Source organism: Nonomuraea sp. NPDC049655 (assembly GCF_044465465.1).
GTDB lineage: Bacteria > Actinomycetota > Actinomycetes > Streptosporangiales > Streptosporangiaceae > Nonomuraea.
Genome location: NZ_JBITLS010000016.1, coordinates 275911 through 299075, shown reverse-complemented (window position 1 = coordinate 299075; position 23165 = coordinate 275911). Strand labels below are relative to the sequence as shown.

The 23165-nt window shown below is 72.0% G+C and carries 21 protein-coding genes and 1 tRNA gene; 12 read left to right on the top strand and 10 right to left on the bottom strand.

Annotated features, from left to right (window positions below; genetic code table 11):
* Position 1: 1 nt before the first annotated feature.
* The 4 genes from ACIBQ6_RS42205 to ACIBQ6_RS42190 form a co-directional block, all read right to left on the bottom strand.
* The gene (locus tag ACIBQ6_RS42205; protein ID WP_397218590.1) at positions 2-847 is read right to left on the bottom strand and encodes an NUDIX domain-containing protein; all 846 of its coding nucleotides are present in this window, start codon (positions 845-847) and stop codon (positions 2-4) included.
* Positions 837-2897, bottom strand: a complete 2061-nt coding sequence (locus ACIBQ6_RS42200; RefSeq protein WP_358294561.1) for an RNA degradosome polyphosphate kinase — start codon at positions 2895-2897, stop codon at positions 837-839. Before ACIBQ6_RS42200 ends, ACIBQ6_RS42205 begins: the two co-directional genes overlap by 11 nt.
* Positions 2898-2952: 55 nt before the next feature.
* A complete protein-coding gene (locus ACIBQ6_RS42195) occupies positions 2953-3822 on the bottom strand; it encodes a TetR family transcriptional regulator (RefSeq protein ID WP_358294627.1) in 870 nt (289 codons plus the stop codon).
* Between the two features lie 79 nt (positions 3823-3901).
* Positions 3902-4840: an acyl-CoA desaturase gene (locus ACIBQ6_RS42190; RefSeq protein ID WP_358294559.1), complete on the bottom strand. Its 939-nt coding sequence runs from the start codon at positions 4838-4840 to the stop codon at positions 3902-3904.
* A gap of 301 nt (positions 4841-5141) precedes the next feature.
* On the opposite strand from ACIBQ6_RS42190, the gene ACIBQ6_RS42185 reads away from it, so the two are divergent.
* The 12 genes from ACIBQ6_RS42185 to ACIBQ6_RS42130 all read left to right on the top strand — a co-directional run bounded on the left by ACIBQ6_RS42185 (position 5142) and on the right by ACIBQ6_RS42130 (position 16682).
* Positions 5142-5213: transfer RNA gene (locus ACIBQ6_RS42185), tRNA-Gln, on the top strand.
* A 135-nt stretch (positions 5214-5348) separates the two neighbouring features.
* A complete protein-coding gene (gene glmU, locus ACIBQ6_RS42180; RefSeq protein ID WP_358294557.1) occupies positions 5349-6800 on the top strand; it encodes a bifunctional UDP-N-acetylglucosamine diphosphorylase/glucosamine-1-phosphate N-acetyltransferase GlmU in 1452 nt (483 codons plus the stop codon).
* On the top strand, positions 6797-7774 hold the full coding sequence (locus ACIBQ6_RS42175) for a ribose-phosphate diphosphokinase (RefSeq protein WP_352321976.1): 978 nt from the start codon (positions 6797-6799) through the stop codon (positions 7772-7774). Before glmU ends, ACIBQ6_RS42175 begins: the two co-directional genes overlap by 4 nt.
* Positions 7775-7871: 97 nt before the next feature.
* Positions 7872-8501, top strand: coding sequence for a 50S ribosomal protein L25/general stress protein Ctc (locus tag ACIBQ6_RS42170; RefSeq protein WP_364337693.1), 630 nt, complete (start codon positions 7872-7874; stop codon positions 8499-8501).
* Positions 8502-8564: 63 nt separating this feature from the next.
* On the top strand, positions 8565-9149 hold the full coding sequence (gene pth / locus ACIBQ6_RS42165; RefSeq protein ID WP_352353028.1) for an aminoacyl-tRNA hydrolase: 585 nt from the start codon (positions 8565-8567) through the stop codon (positions 9147-9149).
* 232 nt (positions 9150-9381) lie between these two features.
* Positions 9382-10758, top strand: a complete 1377-nt coding sequence (locus ACIBQ6_RS42160; protein WP_397218609.1) for a sugar transferase — start codon at positions 9382-9384, stop codon at positions 10756-10758.
* Positions 10758-11522 carry a 3'(2'),5'-bisphosphate nucleotidase CysQ gene (locus tag ACIBQ6_RS42155; RefSeq protein WP_352321982.1) on the top strand — a complete coding sequence of 255 codons (765 nt, stop codon included), beginning with the start codon at positions 10758-10760 and terminating at the stop codon, positions 11520-11522. The genes ACIBQ6_RS42160 and ACIBQ6_RS42155 overlap by 1 nt, the downstream gene beginning before the upstream one ends.
* Positions 11523-11540: 18 nt before the next feature.
* Positions 11541-12455, top strand: a complete 915-nt coding sequence (gene cysD / locus ACIBQ6_RS42150) for a sulfate adenylyltransferase subunit CysD (protein ID WP_352321984.1) — start codon at positions 11541-11543, stop codon at positions 12453-12455.
* Positions 12455-13717 carry a sulfate adenylyltransferase subunit CysN gene (gene cysN, locus ACIBQ6_RS42145; protein ID WP_352321986.1) on the top strand — a complete coding sequence of 421 codons (1263 nt, stop codon included), beginning with the start codon at positions 12455-12457 and terminating at the stop codon, positions 13715-13717. The genes cysD and cysN overlap by 1 nt, the downstream gene beginning before the upstream one ends.
* A 141-nt stretch (positions 13718-13858) precedes the next feature.
* Complete coding sequence (locus tag ACIBQ6_RS42140; protein WP_397218589.1) at positions 13859-14758, top strand: sulfotransferase family protein; 900 nt, start codon at positions 13859-13861, stop codon at positions 14756-14758.
* Positions 14755-15642, top strand: coding sequence for a glycosyltransferase family 2 protein (locus ACIBQ6_RS42135; RefSeq protein WP_397218588.1), 888 nt, complete (start codon positions 14755-14757; stop codon positions 15640-15642). Before ACIBQ6_RS42140 ends, ACIBQ6_RS42135 begins: the two co-directional genes overlap by 4 nt.
* Entirely contained in the window at positions 15639-16682 is a 1044-nt protein-coding gene (locus ACIBQ6_RS42130; RefSeq protein WP_397218587.1) for a WecB/TagA/CpsF family glycosyltransferase, read from the top strand. Before ACIBQ6_RS42135 ends, ACIBQ6_RS42130 begins: the two co-directional genes overlap by 4 nt.
* Here ACIBQ6_RS42130 and ACIBQ6_RS42125 read toward each other — a convergent pair.
* The 6 genes from ACIBQ6_RS42125 to ACIBQ6_RS42100 are packed head-to-tail and all read right to left on the bottom strand — an operon-like array spanning position 16672 to position 23119.
* Positions 16672-17562 (bottom strand): sulfotransferase, encoded by an 891-nt coding sequence (locus ACIBQ6_RS42125; RefSeq protein ID WP_397218586.1) that lies wholly within the window; start codon positions 17560-17562, stop codon positions 16672-16674. The genes ACIBQ6_RS42130 and ACIBQ6_RS42125 overlap by 11 nt on opposite strands.
* A complete protein-coding gene (locus ACIBQ6_RS42120) occupies positions 17559-18812 on the bottom strand; it encodes a lipopolysaccharide biosynthesis protein (protein ID WP_358294539.1) in 1254 nt (417 codons plus the stop codon). The genes ACIBQ6_RS42125 and ACIBQ6_RS42120 overlap by 4 nt, the downstream gene beginning before the upstream one ends.
* Positions 18800-19654: a sulfotransferase domain-containing protein gene (locus ACIBQ6_RS42115; protein WP_397218585.1), complete on the bottom strand. Its 855-nt coding sequence runs from the start codon at positions 19652-19654 to the stop codon at positions 18800-18802. Before ACIBQ6_RS42115 ends, ACIBQ6_RS42120 begins: the two co-directional genes overlap by 13 nt.
* Positions 19651-20547 carry a hypothetical protein gene (locus tag ACIBQ6_RS42110; protein WP_397218584.1) on the bottom strand — a complete coding sequence of 299 codons (897 nt, stop codon included), beginning with the start codon at positions 20545-20547 and terminating at the stop codon, positions 19651-19653. Before ACIBQ6_RS42110 ends, ACIBQ6_RS42115 begins: the two co-directional genes overlap by 4 nt.
* Positions 20544-21809: a hypothetical protein gene (locus tag ACIBQ6_RS42105; RefSeq protein WP_358294534.1), complete on the bottom strand. Its 1266-nt coding sequence runs from the start codon at positions 21807-21809 to the stop codon at positions 20544-20546. Before ACIBQ6_RS42105 ends, ACIBQ6_RS42110 begins: the two co-directional genes overlap by 4 nt.
* Complete coding sequence (locus tag ACIBQ6_RS42100; protein ID WP_397218583.1) at positions 21806-23119, bottom strand: Wzz/FepE/Etk N-terminal domain-containing protein; 1314 nt, start codon at positions 23117-23119, stop codon at positions 21806-21808. Before ACIBQ6_RS42100 ends, ACIBQ6_RS42105 begins: the two co-directional genes overlap by 4 nt.
* Positions 23120-23165 lie beyond the last annotated feature (46 nt).

Sequence of the window (23165 nt, the reverse complement as noted above, 5' to 3'; positions counted from 1 at the left end):
GTCAGGTCGCGTAGCGCTCCACGCCGACGACGTGCCCGCCGACCCGGTGCAGCACCGCGAACGCGCCCTTGCGCAGGTGCACGTCCTTGCCGCTCAGCGCGTGGATCAGGTGTGGCAGGACCTTGCCGTGGCTGCACACGGCGGCGGGCACGGCGAGGTCGCCGACCAGGTCCGGCGTCTTGTGCGGGTCCTGGCCCTCCTCGCTGAGCAGCGGCTCGGTCCTGATCTCGGTCCTGATCTCGGCCCCGTACGGCTCCAGTGTCTGGACGCACCGCCGGCTGGGCGAGCTGACCAGCAGCTCGGGCCGGTAGGCGGGCAGCACGGTGGCCAGGGCGGCGGCCTGGGAGCCGCCGTGGTCGTCCAGCGGGCGCAGCGCGTCGTCGCCGTCCCACCGGCTCCTGGACCCGGCCGTGGCGTGCCGGACGAGCACCAGCGGCACGGTCGCGAGCGGCGCGGCGGCCAGGGCGCGCAGCAGCCCGGCGTCCCACTCGTAGGTCAGCAGCTCGCGAGCCCGGTCGACGGGCAGCCAGCGCAGCCCGTCGACCTCGTCGCCCGGCTCGAAGCCGGCGTCGGAGGCGACCCGCGCCGTCCAGTAGTCGACGCGCTTGAGCCGGCCGCCGCTGAGGTAGTGGATCGGCGGCAGGGCCCGGCCCAGGACGGCCGTCAGGCCAGTCTCCTCGGTGACCTCGCGCAGGGCGGCGGCGATGACGTGCTCGCCGCTCTCCAGCTTGCCCTTGGGGAAGGTCCAGTCGTCGTAGCGCGGTCGGTGGATCACCGCCACCTCGGGGCTGCTCTCCGCGCCCCTCCAGACCACGGCTCCGGCGGCCCGGAGCAGGTCAGTCGTCAACGGTCCTCCATCGCCTGGTGCCGATGAGATGGCTCTGCAGGTCCTCGCCCTGGTGGCGGATCCAGGTGCCGTCGGAGTTGAGCCACCACGCGTTCGTGGTGTCGGCCATGGCCAGGTCCATCAGCTCGATCAGGTACGCCTTGTGCTGCTGGGAGGTCACCTTGACCAGGGCCTCGACCCGGCGGTCGAGATTCCTGCGCATCAGGTCGGCGCTGCCGATCCACACCTCGGGACGCCTGCCGAGGCCGAACTCGTACACGCGGGAATGCTCCAAAAAGCGCCCCAAGACCGACCTTACGCGGATATTTTCGGACAAATTGGGGATTCCTGGGCGAAGGATGCAGATACCGCGCACCCACAGGTCCACCGGCACCCCCGCCCTGGACGCCCGGTAGAGCGCGTCGATGATCGGCTCGTCCACCAGCGAGTTCGTCTTGATCCTGATCCGCGCCGGGCGGCCCGCCTGCTGGTGGGCGATCTCGCGGTCGATCCTGGCCAGCAGGCCGCTGCGCATCGAGTGCGGCGCGACCAGCAGCCGGCGGTAGGCCGAGTGGTTGGAGTAGCCGGTCAGGTGGATGAACAGGTCGGTGACGTCCTCGCCCACCAGCGGGTCGGCGGTGAGCAGGCCGAAGTCCTCGTACTGGCGGGCCGTCTTGGGGTTGTAGTTGCCGGTGCCGATGTGGCAGTAGCGGCGCAGCTCGCCCGAGGGCTCCTGCCGTACGACGAGGGCCAGCTTGCAGTGGGTCTTCAGGCCGACCACGCCGTAGACCACGTGGCAGCCGGCCCGCTCCAGCTTCCTGGCCCAGGAGATGTTGGCGTGCTCGTCGAAACGGGCCTTGATCTCCACGACCACGACGACCTGCTTGCCCGCCTCGGCCGCGTCGATCAGCGCGTCGACGATGGGGGACTCGCCGCTGGTCCGGTAGAGGGTCTGCTTGATCGCCAGCACCCGCGGGTCGGCCGCGGCCACCTCGATGAAACGCTGCACGCTGGTCGCGAACGAGTCGTACGGGTGGTGCAGCAGCACGTCGCGCTCGCGCAGGGTGGAGAAGAGGTCGTCCTCGGCGTTGATCACCTCGGCCGGCACGAACGGGCGGAAGCTCAGCTCGCCGCGGTCGAGGTCGGCGATGGCGTGCAGGCCGGTCAGGTCGAGCGGGCCGGGCAGCCGGTAGATCTCGTGCGGGGCCAGTTCCAGCTCCTCGATGAGCGGGGCCAGCACCTCCGGCGTGATCGTCTCCTCGACCTCCAGCCGCACGGGCGGCCCGAACCGCCGCTTGAGCAGCTCCTTCTCCAGCGCCTGCATGAGGTTCTCGGTGACGTCCTCGTCGACGTCGAGGTCTTCGTTCCTGGTGACGCGGAAGACGTGGTGCTGGAGGATCTCCATGCCCTTGAAGAGCTGGCCGAGGTGCGCCGCGATGACGTCCTCCAGCGGCACGAACCGGTCCTTCGACGCCGGCACGAACCGGGGGAGCTGCGAGGGCACCTTCACCCGCGCGAAGACGGTGTGGTCGGTGATCGGGTTGCGCACCAGCACGGCCAGGTTGAGGCTGAGCCCGGAGATGTAGGGGAACGGGTGCGCCGGATCGACCGCCAGCGGCGTCAGCACCGGCCTGATCCGCTCCCTGAACAGCTTGCGCAGCTCCGTGCGCTCCTCGCGGCCCAGGTCGTCCCACCGGACGATCTCGATGCCCTCGGTCGCGAGCTGGGGGCAGACGCGGTCGTGGAAGGCGGCGGCGTGCCGCTTGGCCAGGGAGTCGGCGATCGTGGCGATCCGGGCCAGCTCCTCGCGCGGCTTCAGCCCGCTCTTGGTGCGCAGCAGCAGCCCGGTGGCCATGCGCCGCTTGAGGCCGGCCACCCGTACGCGGAAGAACTCGTCCAGGTTGCTGGCGAAGATGGCCAGGAAGCGCACCCGTTCGAGCAGCGGGACCGACGGGTCCTCGGCCAGTTCGAGGACGCGCTCGTTGAACTGGAGCCAGCTCTCCTCGCGGTTGAGGAACCGCTCCTGTGGCAGGGGCAGGTCGTTTCCCGATTGCAGCGGTTCCGCGGACATATGGCCTATATTGCCCCGATTGGTTGAACGGAACGTTAACGTAGCCGCAACGAACTCACTCTGGCTGTTCGGCCTGCTCCAGGCGTGCGGCGCGCTCGGCGAGCCTGGCCTCCCGCTGACGGATCTTCTCCTCGCGCTCGCGGGCCTTCTCCGCCTCCTTCAGCAGCCGCTCGCGCTCCTTCAACTCTCGTACCCGGGCTTTCTCCGCGTCACGCAACTCTCGCTGGCGAAGCTTCTCGGCTTCCTTGAGCTCCTTCTCGCGGGCCTTCTCGAATTCGCGCAGATCCTTGTCGCTGACGCGCGGTTTGGCGGCGGCGGCGGCCTGGTTGCGGGTGGCAACCGAGATGACCGGGCTCGGGTTGAGCCCGGTCAGTCCGTTCCAGGCCAGGTTCACCAGGTGCGCGGCGACCTCCTCGCGGCCCGGCTTGCGCACGTCCAGCCACCACTGGCCGGTCAGCGCGACCATGCCGACCAGCATCTGGGCGTACATCGGGGCGAGCTTGGGGTCGTAGCCGCGGCCGGCGAACTCGTCGGCCAGGACGTCCTCGACCTGGCTGGCGATCTCGCTGATCAGGCTGGCGAACGTGCCCGTGCCCGAGGCCGCGTGCGAGTCGCGCACCAGGATGCGGAAGCCCTCGCTGCTCTCCTCGATGTACTGGAGCAGGGCCAGGGCGGCCCGCTCCAGCTTGATGAGGGAGTGGGAGGCGGCGAGGGCCGAGGTGATCATGCCCAGCAGCTTCTGCATCTCGCGGTCGACGACGACCGCGTAGACGCCTTCCTTGCCGCCGAAATGCTCGTACACCACAGGCTTCGACACCTGCGCGGTGGCGGCTATCTCCTCTATAGAGGTCCCGTCGAACCCCTTCTCGGCGAACAGCGTGCGGCTGATCCGGATCAGCTGCTCTCTGCGCTCTCTACCGGACATGCGCCTGCGAGATCGGGGTTCGGTCACGGGTTCCATAATGACGGCCACGGACGAATGGCCGTTCATCGGCTGATTCTCGTCAGGCAATGCGCTTCGCCGCCAGGCGTTCTGGCGTCGGCCAGCGCACGTCGTACACCCAGCCCGCCCGTTCGAACAGGCGGATCAGGCCGGCGCTGAGGTCGATCTGGCCCTTGAGCGCGCCGTGCCGGGCGCAGGTGGGGTCGGAGTGGTGCAGGTTGTGCCAGGACTCGCCGAACGACGGGATGGCCAGCCACCAGACGTTGCGCGACTTGTCACGCGTCTGGAAGGACTCCTCGCCGAAGACGTGGCAGATCGAGTTGATCGACCAGGTCACGTGGTGCAGCAGGCCGATGCGGATCAGCGAGCCCCAGAACAGCGCGGTCAGGCCGCCCTGCCAGGACCAGGTCAGCAGCAGGCCGAGCACGCCGGGCAGCAGGACGGAGACCAGGGCCAGCGTGGGGAACCACTTGTGCAGCTTCTGGATGTCCTCGTCCTTGCACAGGTCGGGGGCGTACTTCTCGCGGTTGGTGCGCTCGCTCTCGAACAGCCAGCCCATGTGGGCGTACAGCAGGCCCTTGGACATCGACCTGAAGCCGGGGCCGAAGCGCCACGGCGAGTGCGGGTCGCCCTCCTTGTCGGAGAACTTGTGGTGCTTGCGGTGCGTGGCCACCCAGTCCAGCACGGACATCTCCAGCGACAGGCTGCCCGCGATGCCCAACGCGATCTTCAGCGGCCGCTTGGCCTTGAACGAGCCGTGCGTGAAGTAGCGGTGGAGCCCGACGGTGACGCCGAGCCCGGAGACGACGTAGAAGACGAAGGCGATGACGATGTCCGTCCAGCCGAGTCCCCATCCCCAGGCCAGCGGGACCGCCGCCGCGAGCGCGACCAGGGGCAGTCCGACCACGAGTGCGAACGTGATGATCTCTGCCCTGGACTTCGGTTCGGGTTCGAAGTCGGGCTTCGGGGCGGGGGAGGAACGCTCGGCGAGAACGGTCATGGGCTACCTCCAACGACATGTATGAGGATGAATGTCCAGGCTACGCCACCGTAACCTACGCCATCGTAAGTAAGGAAGCCCTAAGTGTGGATGTCACTTAGCTGACGGCCGGCGCGCCCAGGTGAGTGGGTTTCGTGGCTTGCGGCTTTTGGGGCGGTCTGTTATGTGACCAGCGCGCCGACTACCCCCGCGTGTCCCCGGTATTCGCGGCACTGGAGATGTGCGAGAGAATTGGGGGCGCATACGCCCGTGCGGGCTCGGTATCGTAGGGGCTGTGTCGGACGCCACGGCGTCAGGTCCGTCCCGGATCGTCTAATCGGCAGGACAAGTGGTTTTGGTCCACTTTGTAGGGGTTCGAGTCCTCTTCCGGGAGCCTTGACAGCCATCCCGCGACTCCCCGCGCGAGAGAGTTCCGAACCGGGCAGGTATCCTCACGGTGTCGGGAGGGTTGCGGCGCGGTAGCCGCGCCGACGACCCTGATCCGTCCAGTCACAGGGAGCCTCAGTCCGTGAGTGTGCCGCGCCCGGCAGCCGTCATCGTCCTCGCCGCGGGCGAGGGCACCCGGATGAAGAGCCAGACCCCGAAAGTCCTCCACGAGCTGTGCGGCCGCGCGCTGGTCGACCACATGCTCGCCGCCGCCCGCGACCTCGATCCCGAGCGGCTCATCGTGGTCATCGGCCACGCGCTCGAACAGGTCGGCGGCCATCTGGCCGCCACCAGCCCCGACGCGCGCGCCGTCGTCCAGCGTGAGCAGCGCGGCACCGGCCACGCCGTCCGCACCGTGCTCGAAGAGGTCGGCACGATCGCCGGCACGATCCTGGTCACCTACGGCGACGTGCCGCTCATGCAGGCCCGCACGCTCGCCACGCTGCTGGCCAAGCACGCCGCCGACGGCAACGCGGTCACCGTGCTGACGGCCGAGGTGCCCGACCCGACCGGCTACGGCCGGATCGTCCGCGACCCCTCCGGCGCCGTGCTGGAGATCGTCGAGGAGAAGGACGCCGACGACGAGCAGCGCGCGATCAAGGAGATGAACTCCGGCATCTACGCCTTCGACGGCCTGCTGCTCGCCGACGCCGTCAAGCGCGTGTCCACCGACAACGCCCAGGGCGAGGAGTACCTCACCGACGTCCTCGGCATCCTGCGCGGCGACGGCCACCGGGTCGGCGCCTGCGTGGCCGCCGACTACGTCGAGGTCGAGGGCGTCAACGACCGCGTCCAGCTCGCCTTCGCCCGCAAGGTGCTCAACCAGCGGCTGCTGGAGCAGCACATGCGCGCCGGCGTCACCGTCGTCGACCCGGCCACCACGTGGGTCGACGTGGGCGTCGAGATCGGGCCCGACGCCGTCGTCCACCCCGGCACCCAGCTCCACGGCCGCACGGTCATCGGCGCCGGAGCCGAGGTCGGCCCGGCCACCACGCTGACCGACACCCGCGTCGGCGAGCGCGCCGTCGTGCGCAACGCGGTCTGCGACGACGCCGAGATCGGCCCCGAGGCCAGCGTCGGCCCCTACGCCTACCTGCGCCCCGGCACCGTGCTCAGCCGCAGGTCGAAGGCGGGCACGTTCGTCGAGATGAAGAACACCAAGGTCGGCGAGCGCTCCAAGGTGCCCCACCTCACCTACGCCGGCGACGCCACCATCGGGGAAGACGTCAACATCGGCGCCTCCACCGTCTTCGTCAACTACGACGGGGTCGACAAACACCACACCACCGTGGGCGACGGCGCGTTCGTCGGCTGCGACACCATGCTCATCGCCCCCGTGACGATCGGCGAAGGCGCCAACACCGCGGCCGGATCCGTGATCGTCAGCGACGTACCCCCAGGGGCGATGGGCGTGGCCAGGGCGCGACAGCGCAACATCGAGAAATGGGTCCTGCGCAAGCGCGCGGGCACCAAGTCGGCCGCCGCCGCCGAACGGGCGCTGGCCGAGCGAGCACAGCAGGAGAACGAACAGTGACCAGCATCAAACAGCCGGGCGAGAAGAACCTCATGCTCTTCTCCGGCCGGGCCTATCCAGAGCTGGCCGAAGAGGTCGCCGAGCACGTCGGCGTCTCACTCACCCCCACCAAACTGATCGACTTCGCCAACGGCGAGATCTACGCCCGCTACCTGGAGTCCGTCCGCGGCTGCGACGCGTTCGTGATCCAGAGCCACACCGGTCCCATCAACAAGTGGATCATGGAACAGCTCATCATGGTCGACGCGCTCAAGCGGGCCTCGGCCAAGCGCATCACCGTGGTCATGCCGTTCTTCGGCTACGCCCGCCAGGACAAGAAGGGCCGCGGCCGCGAGCCCATCACGGCCCGGCTGATGGCCGACCTGTTCAAGACCGCCGGCGCCGACCGGCTCATGTCGATCGACCTGCACACCTCGCAGATCCAGGGCTTCTTCGACGGTCCCGTCGACCACCTGTTCGCGATGCCGGTCCTGGAGAGCTACCTGAAGAACAAGCTCGACCTGGAGAACACGACCGTCGTCTCGCCCGACACCGGCCGCGTCCGCCTGTCCGAGCGCTGGGCCGACACCCTCGGCACGCCCCTGGCCTTCATCCACAAGCGCCGCGACCTCGACGTGGCCAACTCCGTGAAGGTCAGCGAGGTCGTCGGCAAGGTCAGCGGCCGCACCTGCGTGCTGATCGACGATATGATCGACACCGCCGGCACGATCTGCAAGGCCGCCGACGCCCTCTACGAGCAGGGCGCGACCAACGTCATCGTCGCCGCCACCCACGCGGTCTTCTCCGACCCCGCCGTCGACCGGCTGAAGAACTCGCGCATCTCCGAGGTCATCGTGACCAACACGCTGCCGTTGTCGGAGGCCAAGCGGTTCGACAAGCTGACGGTGCTCTCGATCGCGCCGCTCATCGCCCGCGCCGTCACCGAGGTCTTCACCGACGGCTCCGTCACGAGCCTGTTCGAGGGCGACACCTGAGCGAGTAAGCTGTACGGGTTGCGCTCGTAACGCCTTCCGCTAGGGCGGGTGAGGGGGAGCGCGCCACAATCCGATCTCTGCATCCCTAGGAGATGTCATGTCTGAAGTACGTATCGCCGCCGAGCCGCGCACGGTGTTCGGCAAGGGCGCCGCCCGCAAGATCCGTCGCGCCGACAAGGTGCCCGCCGTCCTCTACGGGCACGGCATCGACCCCAAGCACCTGACCCTGCCCGGTCACGAGGTGCTGCTGGCCCTCCGCACGCCCAACGTGCTGATCCGCCTCCAGGGTGACGGCGTCGACGAGCTGGCCCTGCCCAAGGGCGTGCAGCGCGACCCGATCAAGGGCTTCGTCGAGCACGTCGACCTGCTCCTGGTCAAGCGCGGCGAGAAGGTCACCGTCGAGATCCCGGTCACCACCACCGGCGACGTCAACTCCGAGGGCCTGCTCGACCAGCAGCTCGTCTCGGTGGCCGTCGAGGCCGAGGCCACCCACATCCCGACCGGCGTCGAGGTCGACGTCGAGGGCATGGAGGTCGGCACCGTGATCACCGCCGCGCAGCTCGACCTGCCGTCGGGCGCCACGCTGGCCGCCGACCCCGAGGCCGTGGTCCTCCACGTCATCGCCAAGCCGACCGAGGAGCCCGCCGCGGAGGCCGCCGAGGCCGCCGAGGGCGAGACCGCCGAGGCCGAGGGCGAGGGCGAGAGCGCCGAGGCCGCCGCCGAGTAAGCACGTACCGCGAAAACGGGGGTGGCGCGAGGCCGCCCCCGTTCCGCTGTAAGGGGAGCGCACATGGACCGCTGGCTGATCGTCGGACTGGGCAATCCGGGGCCCGAATACGCGGGTAACAGGCACAACGCGGGCTTCATGGTGCTCGACGAGCTGGCCGCGCGGGCCGGCGGGCGCTTCAAGGCGCACAAGAGCAGGTCCGAGGTGCTGGAGACGCGGGCGGCCGTGCTGGCCAAGCCGCTGACGTACATGAACCTGTCGGGCGGGCCGGTCAAGGCGCTCGCCGACTTCTACAAGATCGGCCCCGACCGGCTGATCGTCGTCCACGACGAGCTCGACGTCCCCTACGGCGCGCTGCGGGCCAAGCTCGGCGGCGGCGACAACGGCCACAACGGGCTCAAGTCCATCACCAAGGTCCTCGCCACCCGCGACTACCTGAGGGTGCGCTTCGGCATCGGCCGGCCGCCCGGCCGCATGGACCCGGCCACCTTCGTGCTCCGCGACTTCGCCACCGTCGAGCGCAAGGATCTGCCCTTCCTCGTCGACCGGGGCGCCGACGTCGTCGAGTCGCTCATGGCCCGTGGCCTGGAAGCCACCCAGAACGACTTCCACCGGGCTGATCTGCACATTTCCGGCCCTCCGCGCTGATCGCCGCATAGAACCGTTCGCCGCCTGTCGCGCCGCACGCGCGGCTAGCATCGGTGACTGTCCGTTCGGGAACGGGCACACAGAGGCGTGCCACCGCCCGGAGCGACGGCGGGAGCGGAGCGGGGGAAGACGGCATTTGGCGACCGAGGCCGCCTCACGGAGTGAGGCAGGAGAGCCCGTGAAGTCCGGCGAGGCCCTCTCGTGGCGGGTCAGCCCGGTGACTCCGGCGTGGATGCGTTCCTACCGGTTCCGTGCCGTGGTGGGCGATCTGTGCGGGGCGGGCATCGGATCCGCCGCCGCCTTCTGCGGCAGGTTCGGCGGGTTCACCCCTTACGTGCTGCCGTACCTGCTGGTCAGCGTGGCGCTGCCGTGGGTGTGGATCTGCGCGGTCGCGCTCAACCGGGCCTACGAGCCCCGCATGATCGGCGTCGGCTCCGAGGAGTTCCGCCGCGTCGTGCACGCCGGCGTGGCGCTGACCGCGGCCACCGCGATCGGCTCGTACGTCACCAAGACCGACGTCGCGCGCGGCTACGTCGTACTCGCGCTGCCCCTGGTCACGCTGCTCACGCTGGTCGCCCGCTACCTGCTGCGGCGCTCGCTCAACCGGCGCAGGGCGGCCGGGGCCTGCATGCGCCGGGTGGTCGCGGTCGGCCATCCGGCCTCGGTCGCCGAGCTGGTCCACCTCTTCCGCAGGGAACGCCATCACGGCATGGACGTCGTGGCCGCCTGCCTGCCCTACGGCGAGCCGCCCGGGGTGCTGACCGAGGTGCCCGTCGCGGGCGACTTCGGCGACGTGCCGCTGGTCGTCGACCAGGTGCGCGCCGACACCGTGGCGGTGCTGGCCTGCCCCGAGATGGACGGCGACGCGCTGCGCCGGCTGGCCTGGCGGCTGGAGCGCACCCACACCGAGCTGGTGGTAGCCCCCGCCCTGATGGACGTCGCCGGCCCGCGCACGATGATCCGGCCGGCCGCCGGGCTGCCGCTGCTGCACGTCGAGCACCCCGAGCTGACCGGCGCCCGGCAACTGGTCAAGAACGTCTTCGACCGCGTCGTCGCCGCCGCGCTGCTGGTGCTGCTGTCGCCGCTGCTGGTGGCCCTGGCCGTGGCCGTGCGCGGCACGAGCCCGGGGCCCGCGCTGTTCCGCCAGACCCGCATCGGCAAGGACGGCAGGCCGTTCACGATCCTGAAGTTCCGTACCATGCGGCGCGGCTCGGAGCAGCAGAAGATCACTCTCGTCAGCGACCACGACGGCGTGCTGTTCAAGATCCGCAACGATCCGCGCGTCACGCCGCTCGGCACGCTGATGCGCCGCCACTCCCTCGACGAGCTGCCCCAGCTCATCAACGTGCTGCTCGGACACATGTCGCTCGTCGGCCCCCGCCCGCCGCTTCCGGAGGAGGTGGCGCGCTACGGTGACGACGTGCGCAGACGGCTTCTGGTGCGTCCGGGGCTTACCGGACTGTGGCAAGTGAGCGGGCGATCTGACCTATCGTGGGAGGAATCCGTCCGTCTCGACCTGCGTTACGTGGAGAACTGGTCCCTCACGCTGGACCTGCAGATCCTGTGGAAGACTTGGTCGGCCGTCGCCCGCGGGCAAGGAGCATATTGATGACGATTCGCGACGACCACGCCGTGGCCGGCGACCTGGCGACGGAGGCGGGCGAGAGGCTGCTGCAGGTTCGCGAGCGCACCGGGTTCGGCGACTCCGCGGCGCTGCGCGCGGAGGGCGACCGGGCCGCGCACGTGTTCCTCATGGAGGCGCTGGCACGGTTGCGTCCCAGTGACAGTGTCCTGTCCGAGGAGGCCACCCGCGAGGAGCGGCTCGACCCGCGCCGGCTGGGCGCCGAGCGCGTGTGGATCGTCGATCCCCTCGACGGCACGCGCGAGTTCGCCGAGGAGGGCCGGGCCGACTGGGCGGTGCACGTCGCGCTGTGGGAGCGCGGCAAGCTGACCGCGGGCGCCGTGGCGCTGCCCGCGCAGGGCCGTACGCTGACCACCGCCGAGCCGCCCGCCCTGCCGGCCTTCGAGAAGGGCCGCTTCCGCATCGCGGTGAGCCGCACCCGTCCGCCGGAGTTCGTCCAGAAGCTGGCCTATCTGCTGGGCGCCGACCTGGTGCCGATCGGCTCGGCGGGGGCGAAGATCTCCGCGGTGCTCACCGGCGAGGTCGAGGCGTACGTGCACGCCGGCGGCCAGTACGAGTGGGACTCCGCGGCCCCCGTCGCCGTCGCGCAGGCGGCCGGGGCGTTCGCCAGCCGCGTCGACGGCTCGGAGCTGACCTACAACCAAGCCGACCCGTCACTACCGGATATCCTGGTTTCCCTACCGGAGCTGGCGACATCCCTGCTCGCCGGAATTCGGGACCTGCATCGCTAACCGCCGGAGGAAGCGCCCATGCTCCAGCGCGACTACACGACGTCGCAGCTCGACGTACTCGAAGCCGAGGCCATTCACATCATGCGCGAGGTGGCGGCGGAGTTCGAGCGGCCGTGTCTGCTCTTCTCCGGCGGCAAGGACTCGATCGTCATGCTCCGCATCGCGGAGAAGGCGTTCTGGCCTGCGGCCATCCCGTTCCCGCTGATGCACGTCGACACCGGGCACAACTTCGACGAGGTCATCGAGTTCCGCGACCGCCGTTCCGAGGAACTGGGCGCGCGCCTGATCGTGGCCAGCGTGCAGGAGTCGATCGACAGCGGCCGGGTGGTCGAGGAGACCGGCCGGCGCGCCTCGCGCAACCGCCTGCAGACCACCACGCTGCTCGACGCGATCGAGGAGCACGAGTTCGACGCCGTCTTCGGCGGCGCCAGGCGCGACGAGGAGAAGGCCCGCGCCAAGGAGCGCGTGTTCTCCTTCCGCGACGACTTCGGCCAGTGGGACCCGAAGAACCAGCGCCCCGAGCTGTGGAACCTGTACAACTCCCGCATCCGCAAGGGCGAGCACATCCGGGTCTTCCCGCTGTCCAACTGGACCGAGCTCGACATCTGGGACTACATCCGGCGTGAGGGCATCGAGATCCCCTCGATCTACTTCTCGCACACCCGCAAGGTGTTCGAGCGCGACGGCATGCTGCTGCCCGACTCCGACGTCGTGTCCCGCGGCGACGACGAGCCGCTGTTCGAGGCCGTCGTGCGCTACCGCACGGTCGGCGACATGACCTGCACCGGCGCCGTGCAGTCCACGGCCGCCACGGTCGAGGAGATCATCGAGGAGATCGCGGCCACCCGGATCACCGAGCGGGGGGCCACCAGGGCCGACGACCGCTCGTCCGAGGCCGCCATGGAGGACCGCAAGCGAGAGGGCTACTTCTGATGGACATTCTCCGCTTTGCCACCGCGGGAAGCGTCGACGACGGCAAGTCCACCCTCATCGGACGGTTGCTCTTCGACTCCAAGGCCATCTTCGAGGACCAGCTCGAAGCGGTCGAGCGCACCTCCCGCGACCGCGGCACCGAGTACACCGACCTGTCGCTGCTGACCGACGGCCTGCGGGCCGAGCGCGAGCAGGGCATCACGATCGACGTGGCCTACCGCTACTTCGCCACGCCCAAGCGCAAGTTCATCATCGCCGACACGCCCGGCCACATCCAGTACACCAGGAACATGGTCACCGGCGCCTCCACGGCCGACCTGGCGATCATCCTCATCGACGCGCGCAAGGGCGTGCTGGAGCAGTCGCGCCGGCACGCGTTCCTGACCTCGCTGCTGCGCGTGCCGCACCTGGTGCTGGCCGTGAACAAGATGGACCTGGTCGACTACTCGCAGGAGCGGTTCGAGGAGATCCGGGAGGAGTTCACCTCCTTCGCCTCCAAGCTCAACGTGAGCGACCTGACGTTCATCCCGATCTCCGCGCTCAACGGCGACAACGTCGTCTCGCGTTCGGAGAACATGCCCTGGTACCTCGGCACGTCGCTGCTCCACCACCTGGAGAACGTGCACATCGCCTCCGACCGCAACCTGGTCGACGTGCGCTTCCCCGTCCAGTACGTGATCCGTCCGCAGAAGGCCACCGACCACGCCTTCCACGACTACCGCGGCTACGCGGGCCAGGTCGCGGGCGGGGTGCTCAAGCCGGGCGACGAGGTGACCCACCTGCCGTCCGGGCTGAGCACGCGGATCGCCTCGATCGACACGTTCGACGGGCCGGTGGAGGAGGCGTTCCCGCCCATGTCGGTCACGCTGCGCTTCGAGGACGACCTCGACATCTCGCGCGGCGACATGATCGCCAGGCCCAACAACCAGCCGCACGCGGCCCAGGAGCTGGAGGCCATGGTCTGCTGGATGGCCGACGGCCTCAAGCTGACCCCGCGCACCAAGCTGACGATCAAGCACACCACCCGCACGGCGCGGGCGCTGGTGCGCGACCTGCACTACCGGCTCGACGTCAACACGTTGCACCGGGACGAGGAGGCCACCGCCCTCGGCCTGAACGAGATCGGCCGGGTCTCGCTGCGGGTCACCCAGCCGCTGTTCGTCGACGACTACGCCCGCAACCGGCTGACCGGCGGCTTCATCCTCGTGGACGAGGCCACCAACGGCACGGTCGGCGCAGGCATGATCATCGACGCCAGCTGAGCGTCCCAGAACGGCCCGGCGACACCACGCCGGGCCGTTCGCCGTTTCGGTAGATCTTTGCGGGGTTTCCTGACCATCTGATTACCCTCCGCGCTAGGGTCGTCGCGTTCCGTGTTGGCGACGTGTGAAGGCCCTCCCCCTGTGACCGACCGCGCATCCGCCACCCGAGTGATCTTCCTCGGTGGCCTCGGCCGTAGTGGCACCACTCTGCTGGAGCGGCTGCTCGCCGAGCTGCCCGGCGTCGTGGCGCTCGGCGAGGTGGTCCACCTGTGGTCGAGGGGCGTGCTGGCCGGAGAGCCGTGCGGCTGCGGCGCCGCCTTCGCCGCCTGCGACTTCTGGCGGCAGGTGGGCCGGGCGGCGTTCGGCGGATGGCGGCCGTCGGTGGCCGAGCGGGTGCTCGCGTTGCGGCGGCGGGTCGATCGCACCCACCGGATGGGGCGCATCGCGCATCCCGACCTGGCCGAGTACGCGCGGGCGTACCGGAGGGTCTACGAGGCGACCGGCGCGCCCGTCGTGATCGACTCCAGCAAGCACGCCTCCCTCGCCCACTGCCTGGTCGCGGCCGGCATGGACGTCCGCGTCGTGCACGTCGTCCGGGATCCGCGGGCGGTGGCCCACTCCTGGCGCAGGACCGTCGAGCGGCCCGAGGACGGGCGTCCCATGACCCGCTGGGGGCCGCTGCGCACGTCCCTCCACTGGACGGCCCAGAACGCCGGTCTTGAGCTCCTCGCCCGCCAGGGGGCCCGCGTGACCCGGGTGCGCTACGAGGACCTGGTCGCCGACCCGGAGCCCACGCTGACCGCGCTGGCCGGCTTCCTCGGGCTCGACGTGCCCGGCCTGCCGTTCCTGGAGGGCACGACGGCGCGGCTCGGGCCCGCGCACACCGCGTCCGGCAATCCGATGCGGTTCCAGGTCGGGGGGATCCGGCTGCGGTGCGACGACTCGTGGCGTGCGGGGCTGCCCGTCCGCGACCGGCGGCTGGTCACCGCGCTCACCTGGCCCCTCCGCGTCCGGTACGGCTACCGGGAGGTCGCCGCGTGAGCGCGCCGCCGTCCGTGGGGGTGGTGATCCCGACCCGCGGCGACCGGCCCGAGCTGCTGCGCGAGGCCGTGGCGGCGGTGCTGGCCCAGGACTATCCGGGGCGGCTGGCCGTGGTCGTGGTCGACGACGGCGGGCGCGGGCGCCCGGGGGCGGAGCTGGGCGTGCCCGTCCTGGCCAACCGGCGTGCCCCTGGGCTGCCGGGGGCGCGCAACACCGGCATCGCGGCCCTCGACACCGATCTCGTCGCCTTCTGCGACGACGACGACCTGTGGCTGCCGGGCAAGCTCGCCGCCCAGGCGCGGGCGCTGGCCGCCACCGGGGGCGAGTTCGCGAGCTGCGCCATCGAGGTCGAACACGGGGGGCGCCGGGTGGCCAGGCTCGCGGGCGCCGACACGGTGACCGCGGCCGACCTCCTGCGGTCGCGCATGGTGATGGTGCACTCCTCGACGTTCCTGTTCCGGCGCGGGGCCCTGTGGGCCGACGAGAGCGCCCCCGGGGGCCAGAACGAGGACTGGGACCTCGCCCTGCGCGCGGCCCGGCGGCGGCCGATCACGCACGTCGACCGGCCGCTCGTCCGCGTGCGGTGGGGTGGTTCGTCCTACTACGCGGCCCGCTGGGCGGACCGGATCGCCGGGCTCGACTGGATGCTCGACCGCCATCCCGAGCTGGCGGCCGACCGGCGCGGCGCGGCGCGGGTCTACGGCCAGCTCGCCTTCGCGTACGCGGCGCTCGGGCGGCGGCGCGCGGCGGTGCGGTGGGCGGTGCGCGCGTTCGGGGCGCGGCCGGGTGAGCCGCGGGCGCCGATCGCGCTGGCCGTCGCGGCGGGGATCGTCCCGGCCGCGACCGTGCTCGGGCTGCTGCACGGACGGGGGCACGGCATATGACCCCGCCCAGGACCCGCGTCCCCGCCGTCCCCGGGCAGCGCCCGTCCACCCCGAACCCCGCTTCCGACTTCCCGCCCGCCCGCGGCCATGCCGCCGAGGCCGCGTCCGCCCGGACCTCCGCGCCGGGGGCCGGGCATGCCGCCGAGTCCGCGCGGGTCCGCGCGGCCGGGTCGCCCGTGGTCGGCCGGGGCCGTGGCGCCGAGCCTGGGGTTGCCCGCACCCTCCCGTCCGAGCGCCCGGCGGGTCGCGGGCCCGCCGAGGCCGGGCGTCGAGGACGTGCCGGGGAGCGCGTGCGGGTCGGTGGCGTCGGGCTGGACGTCGTCACCGAGGCCGACGTGGTGCGCTGGGTGGCGGCCGAGGCCGCGGCCGGACGGGGCGGCCGCATCGTGACGCCCAACGTCGACATCTGCCGGGCCGTCGCCCGCGACCCCGCCCTCCAGGAGCTCGTGGGCTCGGCCGAGATCGTGGTGGCCGACGGCATGCCGCTGGTGTGGGCGGCCAGGCTGCTCGGCACCCCGCTGCCCGAACGGGTCACCGGCGCCGACCTGATCTGGTCGCTCAGCGAGGTGGCCGCGGCCCGCAACTGGCCGGTCTACCTGCTCGGCGGGCCGCCGGGGGTGGCCGAGCTGGCCGCCGACGAGCTCAGGAGCTGCCGTCCCGGGCTGAAGGTGGCGGGGGTGCACGCGCCGCCGTACCACTTCGACGACACGGCGGAGGGGAGGCAGCGGGTGCGGCGCCGGGTCGTCGCGGCGCGGCCCCGCCTGGTGTTCGTCGGGCTGGGATTCCCCCGGCAGGATCTGCTCATCGCCGAGCTGCGCGAGGAGCTGCCGCAGGCGTGGTTCGTGGGCTGCGGGGCGGCCATCGCCTTCGCCGCCGGCACGGTCCAGCGGGCGCCGCGCTGGATGCGGCGGGCCGGGCTGGAGTGGGCGTTCCGGCTGATGAGCGAGCCCGGCCGGCTGGCGCGGCGCTACCTCGTGGACGACCTCCCCTTCGCGGTACGCCTGCTCGCCGGCTGCCTGCTGACCAGGCTCAGGCGGTGAGGGCCCGGACCCGGGCCGCCTCCGCCGGGGTGAGCCCCCGGACCGCCGTGGCGAGGGCGTGACGGGAGTCCATCGGACGGAAGGCCGTACGGGACAACCCCGACCACGCGAACGCCGCCGACCGGCGGGACGGCGTGGTGCAGGCCCGGACGATCCGGCGTTCGGCGGACGGTGACCACGGCAGCCCCGCGTGGGCGTAGAGACCCCGGAAACCGGCGACCGGATCCTCGGCCAGCGATTCGTACGAGGCGACCAGGACGCCGGGCGTGGCGGCCAGCACCGACCGCGCGGCCCGCCACAGAGCGGCGGTCGTGGCCAGGTCGTCGGCGGAGCCGAGCAGCCGATGCAGGCCCAGCAGCCCGGGATGGTCACGGACGAGCAGCGGCTGGCCGAGCAGGTCGCCGACGTCGAACCGCCACCCGAGACGACGCCAGCTCGCCACGAACGACACCGGATCGCGGACGAGGACGATGACCGCGCACCCCAGCCTCCGGGCGAACCAGCCCGCCGACAACACCGCGAACGGGTCGTCGAGCAGCGCCCGCCGCCCGGCCAGGCGGCCGAACGTGAACGCGGTGCCATAACGCGCCAGCCGGGCCAGGTCGTAGGGGGAGCGGTTGGCGCGCAGCTCGGCGAGCCAGTGGTAGCGCAGGGCGACCGTGTCGCGGAAGGCGGGCAGGAAGTCGGCGGCGTTGTCGTCGCAGATGTACTGGAACCGGTGGGCGACCTCGGCCCGCAGCACGCCGGGGCAGCGGCCGGGCGGGTGCTGCGGGTTGAGCGGCTCGTTGACGTAGACCAGGCCGCCGCCGGCGGTGAGCATCTTGCCGGCCCAGCTCGTGCCGCTCCTCGGCAGGCCGGTGACCAGGACGGGCGCGGTCACGCGGCCGCCGCCCAGGTGCGCGGGCGCAGGGCGGGCAGGGTGTGGCGGCCGAACGGGCGCAGGCCGTAGCGGTGGTGGAGCTGCCACAGCGGCAGCAGGTTCTTCACGATCACCCCGCCCGACCAGCCGACGACCGCGCCGAACGCCCCTTGGGAGGGGATCAGGGCCAGGTCGAGCGCGACCGTGCAGGCGACCGCGGCCAGCAGGTTGAGCAGGCTGGCCAGGGTGTGGCCGGCGGCGGTCAGGACGACGTCGACCATGCCGCAGGCGGAGGCCACCAGCATGGTCCCGGCCAGGACGAGGGCGATGGGGGCGGCGGCGCCGTACGCGGGGCCGAAGACGCGCAGCAGCCATGGCGCGAGGACGGCGTAGCCCAGCCACACCGGCCAGGTCAGCAGCACCAGCCAGATCGTGGTGGCCTGGTACAGCTCGCGCGCCCGCCCGAGCTCCCCGTCGGCGAGCGCCCGGACCAGCCGCTCCTGCACGGCCTGCGCCAGCCCCTGGTTGGCGAGCTGCCCGACGACCCGGAACCGGGTGGCGGCCGTGTAGACCGCGGCCTGGGCCGGCCCGCCGAGCAGGGCGACGACCACGATGTCCAGCCGCTGGAACACCGCCTGGATGGCGCCCGCGGCGGACCGTGGCGCGGTGTACCGCCACAGGTCACGCCCGGTCCCCGGCAGGTACGGCGTGCGCGGCGCCCGTCCGCGCAGGTCGGCGAGGGCCAGCACGAGCAGCGGCAGGAAGGGCAGCGCCCAGGCCGCCGGCAGCCACTGCGGCGCGTGCGCGAGCGCCGCCCAGGTGACGAGCACGAGCTGCGCGGCGGGCAGCAGCACGCCGTCCAGCAGCACGGTGGGCCGCATCGAGCCGAACCCGCGGGTGGCGGCCAGCGCGATGTCGCCGAGCACGATGACCGGCAGGGCCCAGGCCAGCAGCCCGATGCGCGGCTCCAGCAGCACCCCGGCCGCGCAGGCGGCCAGCGCGCACGGCACCATGGCCGCCCGGAAATATCCGGAGATACCGCGATAGCCGTACGTCCTGGCCCGCGCGATGAAGTACACCAGGCCGTTGCCGGCGTCCAGTTTGGCGATGCCTGCCGCCATCAGCGCCAGGGCCGTCACGCTGAAGAACGCCCCCGCCTGCGCCGGGCTGAACGCCCTGGTCACCACCACGGCCACCAGGAACTGCGCCAGCGCGCTCACCCCGGCCCCGGTCAGCCCGGCGATCCCGCGCCGGACCATCACCGGCGCCACGACGGCTCACCGCCCAGCCAGCGCGTCAGCCGCGCGTCGTAGGGCTCGAAATGGTCCCTGAGCGCCTGTTCCAGCACCCGGGGCACGGGCCGGGGCAGCGGCCGGCCGTTGTGCCGCTCGAACGTCGGATAGCCCAGGTGCGGCACCGTCAGGAACTCCAGCACGCGGTCGTAGGCGGTCTCGGGCTCGGCGAAGAACCGGTGGCTGTCGAGCACCAGGATCCGGTCGCGGCCGAAGAGCGGTTCGAGGCGGTCGAGCTGGTCGGCGTACCGGCCGCGGGCCAGGTAGGCGTGGTGGCGGTGGGCGTGGTGCTCGGCGAACGGCGACACGCGCAGGCTCTCCTCGGCCCCGGCCAGCCGCTCGGCCTCCAGCTCAAGGGCGGATTCGAGGTGCGACTCGGACTCGAAGCCCCGGGCCAGCTCGTGGGCGTGCGCCGAGCAGGCCCGCTCGACCGGGTCGCGGACCAGGACGATCAGCTTGACCCCGGGCAGGTCGGCGGCGATCCGCTCACCGGCCAGCGGATGGAACAGGTAGTAGGGGGACGACTCGAACGCCTGCGTGCGGCCGCCGTACCGGTGGGCCAGCAGCGCCGCGCCCGCGCGCAGCGGGAAGTGCGCCTGGTACCAGGCCATCGGCCGGTGGTAGCCGACGTCGAAGTAGTGGACACCCTTGTGCAGGACGGGCTTGAGCAGCAGCGGGTGCTGGGCCAGCGCCCGGTAGAGCGAGGTCGTGCCGCACCGCTGCGCCCCCACGATCAGGAACGACGGCAGCACCCGCGCGCCCGACGTGAACCGGCCCGCCAGGCGCGAGAAGGACAGCACCGGCCGCTTCATCGTCCTCATGGCAGCAGCTCCTCGTGGTCGACGGCCGGGTTGAGCCAGGTCTCGGGCGGGCCGAGCGGGCAGTGGCCGTCGGCGGCGTGCCGGTCGGCCAGCACGATGAGGTAGCGCAGCGCCGTCCGCCTGGCCTCGGCCGACGACAGGCCGAGCGGGGCCAGCTCGCGGGGCGCCCTGGCCACGCAGGCGCGGGCCGCCGTGGGCGGGTCCATCCTGCGCAGGGCCCGCTGGAAGAGATGGTGCGCGGCGTCGAGGCCGTAGGGGACGCCGGTCTCGTACCGCTCCCAGTCCCAGACGAGCACCCGGCCGTCGGCGGAGGGGCAGATGTTCCACGGCGACAGGTCGCCGTGCCAGGCCGGGACCGGACCGCCGGTGGTGGCGATCTCCATGATCGCGGCGTGCAGCAGGGCCGGGGGCACCCGTCGGCGCCGTACGGGCAGCGGCGAGAGCGCCAGCACGGGCAGGCCGCGCCACTCGCCGTGGTGCAGCACGTCGGGCACGACCACGGTCTTCAGCGGCGCCGCGGCCAGCCCGCGCAGCGCGGCCGCCTCGCGGCCGACCAGCTCGCGGGCGAGCGGGCTGTCGCCGACCTTCACGTACGCCAGCAGCCGCCCTCCGGTACGGGCCTCCAGGACGGGCTTGCGGTTGGGCCGCAACGCCGGACGCACGTGGAGCACGACCTCCACGGGCGCGTCGAAGACCTCGCCCAGATAGGCCGCCACGGACCCCTCCAGCGGCACGGTGACCGCGCCCCCCACGTGCCACCAGCGCCGCGGGGCCAGCCGGCGGGGCAGCACCCGGTGCGGCAGCACCGAGTACGGCCGCGGCGACCCGGTACCGGGGAACAGCAGGCGCACGGTCTCGCGGAGGTATCCGAGCCGCGCGGAGGCGTCCTTCATGCGTTTCTCCACAGCAGGGCGAAGGAGATGAGATAGAGGCTCAGCGGCGTCACCAGGCCGTCGTAGACGAACATGTAGAGCAGCACGAGACCCATCACCAGCACCCCGGCCAGCCCGATCGGGGAGCGGTCGGCCCAGTGGCGGCGGATGGCGCCGAGGAAGAAGGCCACGTAGAGGGCGGCCCCGGTGAAGCCCTGGGTGATCAGCAGCAGCCAGAGCTGTCCGTCGCTGCCGAGCGGCGGGTGCCCGCAGGCCGCGCACCACTGGGTCTTGCCCGTGGTGATCGAGCGGTGGTTGCCGAGCGAGTTGCGGGTGTTGCCGTAGCCGATGACCGGCGAGTGGCGGGCCGCGGCGACCGTGGCGGTCATCGTGAAGGCCCTGACGTCGTTGGAGTGCGGTTTGTCCAGCCGCTGGGCGAACACCGAGGCCAGCGGGCTGAGCGCGAACACCACCAGCCCGGCGGCCACCGCCCCGCACAGCACGACCCTGGTCCGGCCCGCCACCCGCACGATCAGGTACGCCACGGCCAGCCCGAGCCCGATCCACAGGCCGCGGTTGAGCGAGTACACGACCGGGACCGCGGCCAGGGCGATCACCAGCACCGCCAGCACCCGGCGCCGGCGCCCGCCGTAGGTCCACCAGCCGACGACGAACCAGATCAGCAGCACCGACGCGTTGCTGCCCCACGCGTTGGCCCACTCGAAGGGCGCCTCCGGCCGGGGGGAGGAGTAGCCGAGCACCTTCTGGGTCTGGGCGGCCGTGGGATGGATGAGGTTCTGGACGAAGGAGTTCTCGCTGATCCAGCCCGGCAGCAGCAGCTCGACCGGCGAGGTGAAGGCGAAGTGCGGGACCAGGACGCCGAGCAGGCCGCCGGCGACCGTCGTCAGGAACAGCACGCCGAGCCAGCGCACCAGGCGCAGCTGCGGCAGCTCGCGCTCGGTCAGATTGCCCAGGTAGAGCACCATGACCAGGACGGACACGTACAGGGCCAGGCGCATGGCCCAGCCGATCAGGCGGCCGGCGCTGAACCCGCCGTACGTGCCGGGCGGCAGCTCGTCCAGCATCATCGCGCTCAGCAGGTAGCCGGCCAGCAGCAGCAGCCACAGGCCGAACCCGTGGGGGACCCGGACCGGCCGGCGCCGCCACAGGATCACCGCCATCGGCACGGCCAGGACGATCACCGACAGGCCGCCGAACCCCAGCGCCCACCAGATCGGGTAGCCGAGCAGGAGCGCCGCGATCGGCCAGGCTGGTCCTGTCACGGCTGCTTGCGCTGCCGGTGGTGGAACGACTGCATGGGCGTGGTCTCGGCAGCCAGGCTCACCTCCAGCTCGCCGGTGGCGACGAGCTTGCCGAGCGAGGTGTGGGTGCGCGGCTCCAGCAGCGGGACGAACTCCGGCACCGCGTCGGTCGCCGTCACCACGCCGACGACCGGCACGTCGTGCCGCTCCAGATGGCGGGCGGCCGCCGTCACCTCCGGCGAGGTGACCCGGCCCAGCCCGACCAGCAGCAGCGCCGCGTCGGCCCGCGCCAGGTCGCGGACGTCGGAGCCGTCGAGCACCGACAGCGGCGCGCTGATGGCCAGCGGCTCGGCCAGCGAGGAGGCGTAGAGGTCGGCGGGCAGCGACCGGACCAGCAGCCGCTGGCCGGGGCAGGCCGCGACCACGGCGCAGGCCAGCTCGTGCAGCACGCCGTGCTCGCGGGAGGCGGACAGGTCGGTCAGCACGGGCAGCCCGGTCAGCCGCTCGACGTCGGCGGCCGTGCGCAGCCGGGTGTCGAGCCGGTCGCGGGCGTAGGCCGCCGCCGCGCCGAGCAGCAGGCCGGCCATCAGGCCGGTGCCGAGGTAGAGCGGCAGGCTGGGTGAGCTCGGCCGGGTCGGCGGCAGCGCCTCGCTGATGACCGAGCCGGGGGTCACCGCGATCGTGCGCAGCGCGTCGTACTTGAGCGTCAGGCTGGCGGCCTGCCGGTTGAGCACGCTCTGGCGCTGGGTGGCGATGGCGTGCTCGGCGCTGCCCTTGGGCAGGCGGCCGACCTCTTTGATGGCCGCGTCGAGGCCGGTGTTGACCTGCTTGAGCTTGGCCAGCACCGCCTGCTGCCGCTCGGCCATCGCGGCCTGCGCGCTCTCGCGCCTGTTGGCCAGGTAGGCGTCGGCGTAGGCCCGCGACTGCGCGGCGGCGGCCACGGGATCGGCGTCGGTCACCGAGACCCACAACACGGCCGAGTTGGGCGGGACGGAGACCTCGACCGGCTGCGGCGCGGTGATCCGCAGGGCCTGGGCGACCCGCGCCGAGACGACCGCCGACTGGGCGATCTGGGCCTCGGTGTCGAGGTTGAGCGGCTCGCGCTGCCGGTTGCTCACCTGGTTGCCCTGGTCTTGACCGTCGACGGGCGTGACCAGGACCTGGGTGATCGCGGTGTAGGCCGGCGGGGTGACCCGCAGCAGGGCGAGCCCGGCGGTGCCGCCGACCACGACGCAACCGACGAGCAGCAGCCACCGCCTGCGCAGCAGGGAGAGGTGCTCGTCCAGGTCGGCGCCCGGACGGCGCGCCTGGAAGTCCGGCGACGGGCTCATGGGGACGGTCTCCTGGAGGGGATGCGCGCTGTCGCGGATGGGCAAC